At 66.6% G+C, this 9,859-nt stretch carries 11 protein-coding genes; 7 read left to right on the top strand and 4 right to left on the bottom strand.

The window, feature by feature from the left end; all coding sequences use genetic code 11:
- Positions 1–539: phosphosulfolactate synthase (locus VEY12_00740; GenBank protein ID HYM38658.1), on the bottom strand; the 539-nt coding region annotated here is incomplete at its 3' end.
- On the bottom strand, positions 536–1,921 hold the full coding sequence (locus VEY12_00745) for an MmgE/PrpD family protein (GenBank protein HYM38659.1): 1,386 nt from the start codon (positions 1,919–1,921) through the stop codon (positions 536–538). The genes VEY12_00740 and VEY12_00745, both read right to left, overlap by 4 nt.
- Positions 1,922–2,026: 105 nt before the next feature.
- Between VEY12_00745 and VEY12_00750 the strand changes: the two genes are divergently transcribed.
- From VEY12_00750 to VEY12_00780, 7 genes are all read left to right on the top strand, one after another.
- A complete protein-coding gene (locus VEY12_00750; protein ID HYM38660.1) occupies positions 2,027–2,638 on the top strand; it encodes a winged helix-turn-helix transcriptional regulator in 612 nt (203 codons plus the stop codon).
- A gap of 139 nt (positions 2,639–2,777) precedes the next feature.
- Positions 2,778–4,226 (top strand): radical SAM protein, encoded by a 1,449-nt coding sequence (locus VEY12_00755; GenBank protein ID HYM38661.1) that lies wholly within the window; start codon positions 2,778–2,780, stop codon positions 4,224–4,226.
- Between the two features lie 58 nt (positions 4,227–4,284).
- On the top strand, positions 4,285–5,532 hold the full coding sequence (locus VEY12_00760; protein HYM38662.1) for an MFS transporter: 1,248 nt from the start codon (positions 4,285–4,287) through the stop codon (positions 5,530–5,532).
- A gap of 99 nt (positions 5,533–5,631) precedes the next feature.
- A complete protein-coding gene (locus tag VEY12_00765; protein HYM38663.1) occupies positions 5,632–6,309 on the top strand; it encodes a helix-turn-helix domain-containing protein in 678 nt (225 codons plus the stop codon).
- Entirely contained in the window at positions 6,306–7,358 is a 1,053-nt protein-coding gene (locus VEY12_00770; protein ID HYM38664.1) for a hydroxymethylglutaryl-CoA synthase, read from the top strand. Before VEY12_00765 ends, VEY12_00770 begins: the two co-directional genes overlap by 4 nt.
- 1 nt (position 7,359) lies before the next feature.
- On the top strand, positions 7,360–8,529 hold the full coding sequence (locus tag VEY12_00775) for a thiolase domain-containing protein (protein HYM38665.1): 1,170 nt from the start codon (positions 7,360–7,362) through the stop codon (positions 8,527–8,529).
- A gap of 1 nt (position 8,530) precedes the next feature.
- A complete protein-coding gene (locus VEY12_00780) occupies positions 8,531–8,941 on the top strand; it encodes a Zn-ribbon domain-containing OB-fold protein (GenBank protein ID HYM38666.1) in 411 nt (136 codons plus the stop codon).
- Positions 8,942–8,947: 6 nt separating this feature from the next.
- On the opposite strand, the gene VEY12_00785 is transcribed toward VEY12_00780, so the two are convergent.
- Together VEY12_00785 and VEY12_00790 are read right to left on the bottom strand one after the other, a co-directional pair.
- Complete coding sequence (locus tag VEY12_00785) at positions 8,948–9,484, bottom strand: hypothetical protein (GenBank protein HYM38667.1); 537 nt, start codon at positions 9,482–9,484, stop codon at positions 8,948–8,950.
- A 29-nt stretch (positions 9,485–9,513) separates the two neighbouring features.
- Positions 9,514–9,859: hypothetical protein (locus VEY12_00790; protein HYM38668.1), on the bottom strand; the 346-nt coding region annotated here is incomplete at its 5' end.

Below are 9,859 nucleotides of genomic sequence, written 5' to 3' on the forward strand. Positions count from 1 at the left end.
GGGCCGCCCACGCCAGCCTCCTCGAGCTCCTCGACGCTCGTCTCCCCGCCGGCGCCCCACTGGATGCCGACCTCAGGTTTCGGCTTCAATCCCTCGGCCTTCACGCGCTCGACCAAGGCGACCCAGTCGTCGATGGGGATCGAGATGAAGCCCGCGGAGATCTCCAAGATGTCGAACCCCACGGACTTGACCTCCTCGATGTAGCGGTCCACGGCCTGTTTGCCCTGCGTGAGGACGTACTCGATCCATCCTCCCGTCGACACCTGCACGTCATACGAGTGCGCCAGATCGAGGAGCTGGGTGAGGGACTTCTTTGGGATCACGCTGAAGGAGCCCGCGGCGAACTTGAGGGAGTCCACGTAGTCGCCCGCGGTCTCCAAGACATCCTCGAGGTACCGCGGCCCCATGACGGAGTAGTAGGGCCCCCGGATCTCCGTGAGCCCTTTCGTGCGCGGCTTCCCCTGACGATCGTTGCGCTTGACCCAGCCGAACGCCCGCTCCTGCTCCCGCCATGCCTTCGATGATGTCTTGGGACTCATGGGGACCGCCTCTTCCCACGCGTAGGAATCTTCGCGAGGAGCCTGAGCAGGTCGACGACTTGAATGTTCTCCAAATCGGCAAGAGCCTTCGTGATCTGCGTGCGCAACCCGCCCGGGACGAACGGTGCCGCCAAGGCGTGGAACTTCGCTTCCGCGGTCGCCCAGGCCATGGGCCGTGTCACGAAGCCCTCGTAGTCCCGCTTCTCCTTCTCGAGGACGCGGCCCTCCTTCAGGTGGACCGTCAAGCGGCAAGGCATTTCGGCGGGGAAGCGGGCACTGTACTCCGGCTTGGGGCGGACGACGATTTTGCGGTGGAGCTCCTGGATATCCTTCCTCAGGATGCGCTCCGGGGTGTACGCGGAGGGCAGGACGTTCCCGTCCAGGATGGCCGCGGACACGATGTACTGGAGGCTATGATCCGCCTCCTCCTTGGTCCTCACGCCGTACTTGGACCCTTCTTCCCCGCCGCCGATGATGTTGTAGGCCACGTCGAAGATGTCGATGTCGATCCGGTCCACCTGGTCGGCCGTGAACCCCGTTTCTGCTTTCAGCTCGAGGATGCCCTCCGTGGCGGACTGCGAGTGGACCTCCGCGTTGAACCGCTTGAGGATCGTCCTCGTGACGCGTTCGAGGTCCTCACGACTCCAGTCGATCTCGAACTTGCCCGCAATTGCGTCCATGAAGCCCTTGTTCCCCTCGAAAACCTCTGGCGGCCCCGTGATGCCGTGCTTCGCCAGGAACGCCGCGTGGACGCCACAGAACCCCGTGTTCGGGTAGGCGAGCCCTTTCCAGTTCGACAGCGTGCCGGTCCGCGTCACGCGCAGCGCATTGAACGCTGTGCCGCTGATCGCGATCGCGTTCGCGGTCTTCGCCGGATCGAGTCGGAGCGCCTTGGATACACCCGCAGCGACCGCATACGATCCCTGGGTCGTGTGATCGAAACCCTTTGCACGGACCGGTGCGACGTCGCTGAGGCGGCACTGGACCTGGTAGGCGACCGCTAGGGAGACCAGAAGGTCCCTGCCACGCCCCCTGGCGTATTCCGCGGCGGCCATCACGGCACCGATGTTGTCGCTCGGGTGGCAGGTCTCTCCCTTGGCGAGGTAGCTGTCGTTGAAATCCAAGTACCGCACGAGAGCGCCGTTGATGAGCGCGGCGCGATCGGGCGACGTCTTGGGACCACCGATCGTTGTGCACAAGGGGCGCCCGCCGAAGTCCGCGGCGTGTTCGCGGAGCGCGAGAATGGGCGGACCCTCCAAGGCCCCAAGGGCGCATCCGAGCCCGTCGAGCATCCGGACCTTGAGCGCGGCGACAGCCGCGGAGGAGAGGTCGTCAAACGTCCGACCGACCACGAACTCGGCCAGCTCCTCAACCATCGTCATCGAGGCCACCGTCTCCCGCAGGGTTCGTCACCCCACGCTTCGTATAAGAGTGTGCGGGGTTGCCTCTGGAGGAAGCTTAAGGTTGTCTTCACGCATCCAAGGGCGTTGGACCTCGACGCGACGGACGTGGCCATTCTCCGCACCCTCCTCGAGGATGCGCGCGCCTCCCTTCGGACGATCACCAAACGGGTCGGGGTGAGCGTTCCTACGGTCAGCGCCCACGTGAGGAACCTGGAGCAGCTGGGGATTATTCGCGGATACCGCGTGGTCCTCGACTCCGAGCGGCTCTCGGAAAGCGGTGCCACCCTCATCGTGGAGACGAAGCCCCGATCCGAAGCAAGCGTGGCTCGGACGATCGCAAGTCGGTCCTGGGCGCGGCGGGTCCTCACGGGCCCGCAGGGCTCGATCCTGGTGGATGTCTCCGCCCCGTCGCGGGAGGCGGTCGCAACCGTCCGCAAGGAAGTGTCGGCCATGCCTCGAGTGACTCGCGTTCGGGAGTACGCCGGCCTCACCACCGTGAAGGACGAGCCGACGGTCCTTCCTCGCGAAGGTCTCGTGGCGAACATCCCGTGCTTCGAGTGCCGCGGACCCATTCACGGCGAGCCCGTCCGAGCACGCCTCGGCGGCCGCTACCACTACTTCTGCTGCCATTCCTGCGAACGTCTCTACCTCGAGCGCTACCGCCGGATCCAGGCGGCCGCGCGGGAACGCCCCTGACGCCATGGCGAACGCCGCTCCTTCCAAGGCCGCCGGACGGTACCCATAGAAAGTACCGAGCTTTCATACGCGGGCTTCGGGCTCTGCGACCTGAGCCTCCGGCCACGACCGTCCTCGTCTCCAGAGGGGAGCCATGGGCGTGCCGGCCCGAAGACCGCGGACCGCAACCATGAAGGTCTTCCTGTCCACCCCTCCTGGCAAGACGACGGAGCTGTGGCCCCCGCTCGGCCTCCTCTACATCGCCGCGAGCCTCCGGGCCCGCGGTCGCTCGGACGTCCAGGTGCTCGATGCCTTCTGTCGCAACCTGAGCGGGAACGAACTCGCGCAGCGGGTCGTGCAGGAGCGGCCGGACGTTTTCGGGATCAACTGCTCCACCCACACGTTCCTGGACGCCATTGAGGCACTCCGAAAGGTGTACGAGGCGGCGCCGGACACCACCCTCGTCATGGGCGGATACCACTCCACGTTCGCGGCGGAGAAGATCCTCCGCGCGTATCCCTTCGTGGACTACGTCCTCAAGGGAGAGGCGGAGCGCTCGTTCCCGGACCTCCTGGACCGACTCGAGGCCGGCGAGCCTCCGCAGGATGTGGACGGCATCACGTACCTCGAGGATGGACAGCTCGTGAGCCGGCCGCTGGCCGTGATCCGGGACCTCGACGCCCTCCCCTTCCCGGACCGCACCCTCCTCGGGGACCTGGAGTACGGGTACTTCCACCAGAACATCCGCCTCACCTTCGGGAAGTTCACCACGATCGTCTCCTCCCGCGGCTGCCCCTTCGCGTGCACGTACTGCTCCTGCGCGGCGTTCTCCCAGCGTCGCTGGCGGGCGCGGAGCGCGGCCAACGTGGTCGACGAGCTCGAAGGGCTCTACGACCGCGGCTACGAGAACGTCGTGTTCGTGGACGACAACTTCACCCTGAAGAAGAGCCGCGTGCGGGAGATCTGCGAGGGAATCCGCGACCGCAAGATCCGGATGCGGTTCTACTGCGAGGGTCGCGTGGACAACGCACCCTACGAGCTCCTGCGAACGATGAAGCGCGCGGGCTTCGACGTGATGTACTTCGGGGTGGAGAGCCCGTCCCCGCATGTCCTCGGGTACTACAAGAAAGGGATCACGGCGGCCCAGGCGGAGAGGGCCGTGGCCGACGCCAAGCGCGCGGGAATGATCGTGGTCACCTCGTTCATCATTGGGGCACCCGTGGAAGGCCTGCCCGACGTGCAGCGCACGATCGACTTCATCCGCACCCTGCGGCCCCATGCGGTCCAGGTCAACATCCTGGACTGCCTGATCGGCACGCCGATCTGGGACGATCTGACCCGCGAGGGAATCGTCGCGCCGGAGGACTGGAAGCGCAACCACCGAATCTGGGAGTACCATGAAGACGGGCTCACCCGGGACCTGCTCGGGAAGCTGTCCGAGGACGCGTACGCGGCCCACATCCAGGGATGGCAGAGCAAAGGGGGGCTCAAGGACTTCGTCCGGTTGATGGGCGTGAACCGCACGGGCCGCAAGGTGGTCCTCGGCAACCTCTTCAACCCGAATGTCCGGCGGCGGCTCACGGAAGGCTACCAGGCCAGCACGACGTGAGCCCCCCCCCGCGGGCCAAACGCTGATAAGGCAGCGGCGGGAGTGGTCTCGCGATCCGTTGCCTGCCCCGACCCAGAGGAGCCGCCTGCAAGCTCTCGCCCTCACGTCGTTGGCCCACGCGACGAACGACGGCATGGTCATCTTCGTCTCCTTCGCCGCGGACTTCTTGGCCCAAGCGCGGGGCGCTCCCCCGCTCGAGGCGACCGCGTTGCTGGTCCTGTTCAACGGAGCCTCGGCCGTCCTCAGTCTCGTCGTCGGCCGTTGGGCGGATCGCAGCGGGCGGCCCGGAACGCTCATCGGGGTGGGGATGGGCCTTCTGTCCGCCGGCCTCCTCGGATTCTACCTGGCCCTCGTGTACGCGGACGGCCTTGCGCTGATCGGCGCCGTCGTGGCGTCCTCCCTGCTCGCAGGGCTCGGGAGTGCGTTCTACCATCCCCTGGGCGCGACGATTCTCCAGTCGACCTACGAGGACGCGACGAGGGGCCGGGCGCTCGGGGCCAACGGATCCATCGGGAGCGTGGGCCGTGCCCTCTACCCGTCCCTGTTCTTTCTCGTCCCGATCCTCGCGACGGACTACGACCGGTTCGCGGTCTTCGCGGCGCTCGGATTCGCCGTGTCGGGAATCCTCTGGGCGGGCCTCCGAGGGTGGCGGTCGCCAAGCCGACCGCGGGTCGAGGATCCCCTCCCGACGCAAGGCGGGGAACACACGCTCCGAAGCGCCGCGACCCGGGGCGCGGTCCTCCTGACCGTCGTCGTGTTCGTGCGTTCCATGGCGACCCAAGGCATCGTCAGCTTCCTTCCAATCTACATCAGCCACGTCCAGGGGGCGGGCCTCACGTCGGTCCTGGGCGACACGGTCACCACGATGTACGTGCCCGCGATCTTCGGGCAGCCCGTCTTCGGCTGGCTCGTGGACCGCTTCGACCGGCGACTCGTCCTCGGACTCAGCTCGTTGGCCTCCGGGATGTCCATCCTCGGGTATCTGTTCTCGGGAGGATGGGCGTCCCTTGCGTTCCTCGCCCTCTTCGGCCTCTTCACGTTCAGCGGCTTCCCGCTGTTCCTCTCCCTGGCGGCCGACTACGTCCCCCGAGACAAGGCGTCGTTGGGAAACGCGATCGTGTGGGGTGCCGGAGCCTCCGGCGGAAGCGTGGCGGGTCCCCTGGTGGCCGGAGCAATCATCGCGTCCAACTACGCGCTCCTAGGCCTCGCGTTCGAGGTACTCGCCGGGGTGGCCCTCGTCTCCGCGGTCGGCACTGCGCTCCTGCCGCGCGCCTCGACGCGTAGACTTCCACGCGGGGTCGACTAGGGAGCCGACCGTGCCGCGGCGCGTCGAATGCCCGCTTTCCTCGCGCGCCGATGCTGGCTTCGACACGCTTATATAGCTCCCTCCGTCTCAGACGCGCCCATGGAGCTTCCCCTCCGCGAGAAGATCGCGGGCGAGATCGTCCTGTCGGAGTCGCCGGGGAAGACGATGCGGAAGTGGCGGGAGGAACTCCACATCTCGCAGACGGACCTGGCGAGGCACATGAACGTCTCGCCGAGCGTGATCAGCGACTACGAAGCGGGGCGGCGCACCTCCCCGGGGATCAAGACGGTCCACCGACTCGTGGACGCGTTCCTGGAGATTGACCTGAAGTCGGGCCGGCGGCTTTCGCGGCGCTTCGAGGAGCACAACGACGTGATCCCGTCCATGCGAGACTGGCCCGTGGGCATGCGTGCCTCCGATTTCCTCCGGAAGATCGAGGGGAAGCTCCTCACGGCCGGCATGAACACGCGCCGCGTCGTGAACGGCTACACCCTGATCGACTCGATCAAGGCAATCACCACGTTCGACTCCACGGACTACCTCAAGATCTACGGTTCCACGTCCGAGCGTGCCCTCCTGTTTACCGGGGTCAAGTACGGCCGGTCCCCCATGATCGCCGTCAAGGCGAACCCGCTCAAGCCGGCCATGGTGGTGTACGTGCAACCGGAGAACATCGACGAACTCGCGATCAAACTCGCGGAGTTGGAGAACATCCTGCTCGCGCGAACGGAACTGGAACCGAAGGAACTCATCGAGCGACTGGAGCGATTGGGATGAAAGCGGGAATCGTGAGCTACGGAGCCTACATTCCGAGATACCGAATCACGCCGAAGGTCATCGGCGCGGTCTGGGGGAACGACGGCGAGGCCATGGGGCGCTCGCTGAACATCCGCGCGAAGAGCGTGCCGGGCCCGGACGAGGACGTGATCACGATCAGCGTCGAGGCGGCGCGCGCGTGCATGGCCAAGGTCGACGTCGACCCCACGGACATCGGCGCGATCTACGTGGGGAGCGAATCCCACCCGTACGCGGTCAAGCCCACGGCCACCATCGTGGCCGAGGCCATCGGTTCCGCGCCCGTGCTCACCGCGGCGGACTTCGAGTTTGCCTGCAAGGCAGGCACCGCCGCGGTCCAGGCGACCATGGGCCTCACCCTGTCCAAGATGATGAAGTACGGGATGGCCATCGGGACGGACACGAGCCAGGGGGCGCCGGGGGACGCGCTCGAGTACAGCGCGTCCGCGGGCGGCGCCGCGTTGCTCATCGGAACGGACCATACGATCGCGGAGATCAACCACACGGTCTCCTACACGACGGACACCCCGGACTTCTGGCGCCGGGAGGGGCAGCGCTATCCCAGCCACGGAGGCCGCTTCACCGGCGAGCCCGCGTACTTCAAGCACGTGATCAACTGCGCCCAGCTCCTCTTCAAGAGGACCGGAAGCCAGCCGCAGGACTACGACTACGCGGTCTTCCACCAGCCCAACGGGAAGTTCCCCGTGCGGGCGGCGAAGCAGCTCGGCTTCAAGGACGAGCAAATCGACGCGGGCTTGTGCGTGCGGGAGATCGGGAACACGTACAGCGGGGCCATCCTGGTCGGGCTGAGCGCGATCCTGGACGAAGCCGAGTCCGGGGACCGCATCTTCGCGGTCGGCTACGGGTCCGGCGCGGGCTCCGACGGATTCGACATCACGGTCACGGATCAGATCACGAAGATTCGCCGAGACGCGACCCCGACCGTGAAGCAGATGGTCGAGAACCACGCGTTCGTCGACTACGCGACCTACGCGAAGTACCGTGGCAAGATCCTTCTCCGGGAGGAATGAGATGCGCGACGTGGCCGTCATCGGGGTCGGGGAGACGGAATTCGGAGAGCTCTGGGACCGCTCGTTCCGGGATCTCGGGATCGAGGCCGGGCTCAAGGCGATCCAGAACGCGAAGATCGCATCCGAGGACATCGACGCGATCTACATCGGCAACATGTCCGCGGGGAAGTTCATCGACCAGGAGCACGTGTCCGCGCTCGTCGCCGACTACTCGGGCCTCGCGGACCACCACCTGCCCACGGTGCGCGTGGAGGGCGGCGGGGCCTGCGGCGCCATCGCGTTGATGCAGGCCCGCCTGGCGATCGCCTCGGGCATGTACGACATCGTCGTGGTCGGAGGCGCGGAGAAGATGACCGACGTGGGCGACGTGCAGGCCGCGGAAATCCTCTCCAGCACCGCAGACCAGGAGTGGGAGACGGTCTTCGGCGCCACGTTTGCGGGCCTCTACGCGATGATGGCAAGGCGCCACATGCACGACTACGGCACGACGCGCGAGCAGCTCGCGGCGGTGGCGGTCAAGAATCACAAGAACGGCTCTCTGAACCCCGAGGCCCAGTTCCAGAAGGAAATCACCCTCGACACGGTCCTGAACTCGCCGCTCGTGGCGGAACCCCTCGGGCTCTTCGACTGCGCCCCCTTGAGCGACGGGGCGGCTGCCGTGGTCCTGTGCGCCGCCGACCGCGCGCGGAAGTTCACGGACGCCCCGGTCCTGCTTCGTGGTTCCGGGCAGGCGAGCGACTTCCTCGCCCTTCATGACCGGCGCGACATCACGACCATGGACGCCACCGTGGTTGCGGGGAAGCGCGCCTTCCAGGAGGCGAAGCTCGGGCCCAAGGACATCCAAGTCGCGGAGGTCCACGACAACTTCACGATCACGGAAATCCTGGCCATCGAGGACCTCCGGTTCGTCGAGAAGGGGAAGGGCGGCCCCGCCACCGCGGAGGGCGTCACCGCGCTGAACGGCAAGGTGTCCGTGAACACCTCGGGCGGGCTCAAGGCCCGCGGCCAGCCCGTGGGCGCGACGGGCGTCGCGCAGGCCGTGGAAATCGTGAAGCAGCTCCGCGGGGAAGGCGGGAAACGCCAGGTCGTGGGTGCACGACACGGCCTCACGCACACGCTCGGTGGCACCGGTGCGACCGCGGTCGTCCACATCTTCGAGCGGGGGGACTAGCATGGGCACCGCGATCCCACGGTTCTGGAGGGAGATCCAAAGCCGCTACAACCTCGTCGGCACCAAGTGCGGCAACTGCGGGAAGGTCGACTTCCCTCCGCGGTCCGTCTGTCCGGACTGCGGCCGCAAGTCGGTCGGGAAGATGACCACGTACAAGCTGGGCGGCAAGGGGAGCGTAGTCACGTATACGACGATCTACTATGCGCCCTCCCAGTTCGACATGCAGAAACCCTACGTGATGGCGATCATCCAGATGGACGAGGGCGTCCGCCTGACGAGCCAGCTGATCGACGTGAAGCCCGAAGACGTGACCATCGGCATGAAGGTCCAGGCCACGTTCCGCAAGCTGGGTCAGGAAGGGGACGCCGGCGTGATCCATTACGGGTACAAGTTCCGTCCCATGCCGGGATGAGCGGCACTAGCCGATCCACTTCCCGCGGTCGATGGCGACTCGGCCGCCAATCTCGACCGTTCCGGACACGAGAGTGCCCGCGAACCCGTCCGAGGATGTGTTCTTGCCGCCGGAGCTGCGGTTCTCCCCGATGCCCACGGTCACGGCCCCCGCGACCATGGTGCTCTGGAGGAAGCCCGCCTTGGCCCTCGGGTTCAGACCGAGGCCGAACATGTCCTTGTCCCCGCTCGCCTCCGCCCATTTGGTCTGCGCCGCGGCCAGGTTCCGCTTCGCGGTGAACTCGACCGCATGGCCGTCCCTGAAGGTCCACGACATGGCCTCGATGACCCGGCCGACCTGCGGGACGCCCATATCGCACACGAACGTCCGCTGGGCGCTCTCCTCCACGGGAGCCACCCAGGCTACGCCCGCGGGGAGGCTCGCATCCGTATTGTCCGCCGCGAGATCCTCGTCGCTGATCACGCCGTCGTCCACGTCGGGATGCCGGCTCGCCCCCGCGAGTCGGAACCGGAAGTCCGTGCCGTTGTCCGCGGTGATTCGCACCTCGGGCGGCTGAGCCTAGTGCCTGCGCCCTACCGCCAATGCTGGTGCTCCCAGCCCGCGAACCGCATGCCCCAGGATGCCCAGACCGCCGCGATCAGCCCGAACAGGGTAATCAGGGACGCGATGAAGACGACGACGTTCTGGAACAGGTTGTAGGATGTGAAGAACGCGAAGATCAGGATGAACACGAGCCAGGCGGTGATGAAGAGAATCGTCGCGCCCACCCGCCACTGCATCCCGCGGCGGATCCCGCCCGGCCATGTCCACGGGGGCCCGGTCGGCGGTCCTTGCCACGGAGGTTCTTGAGGAGGAGGTCCTTGCTGCATGGTGATCCCGCTCCGGTAACCCCGGGTGTAGGGATAAGCGTGCGCATGA

Source organism: Thermoplasmata archaeon (assembly GCA_035632695.1).
Taxonomy (GTDB): domain Archaea; phylum Thermoplasmatota; class Thermoplasmata; order RBG-16-68-12; family RBG-16-68-12; genus RBG-16-68-12.

Bases quoted from the DNA above. Each gene is read 5' to 3' on its own strand.
- VEY12_00745 (HYM38659.1), bottom strand. From the start codon at position 1,921: ATGACGATGGTTGAGGAGCTGGCCGAGTTCGTGGTCGGTCGGACGTTT.
- VEY12_00765 (HYM38663.1), top strand. From the start codon at position 5,632: ATGGAGCTTCCCCTCCGCGAGAAGATCGCGGGCGAGATCGTCCTGTCG.
- VEY12_00770 (HYM38664.1), top strand. From the start codon at position 6,306: ATGAAAGCGGGAATCGTGAGCTACGGAGCCTACATTCCGAGATACCGA.
- VEY12_00775 (HYM38665.1), top strand. From the start codon at position 7,360: ATGCGCGACGTGGCCGTCATCGGGGTCGGGGAGACGGAATTCGGAGAG.
- VEY12_00780 (HYM38666.1), top strand. From the start codon at position 8,531: ATGGGCACCGCGATCCCACGGTTCTGGAGGGAGATCCAAAGCCGCTAC.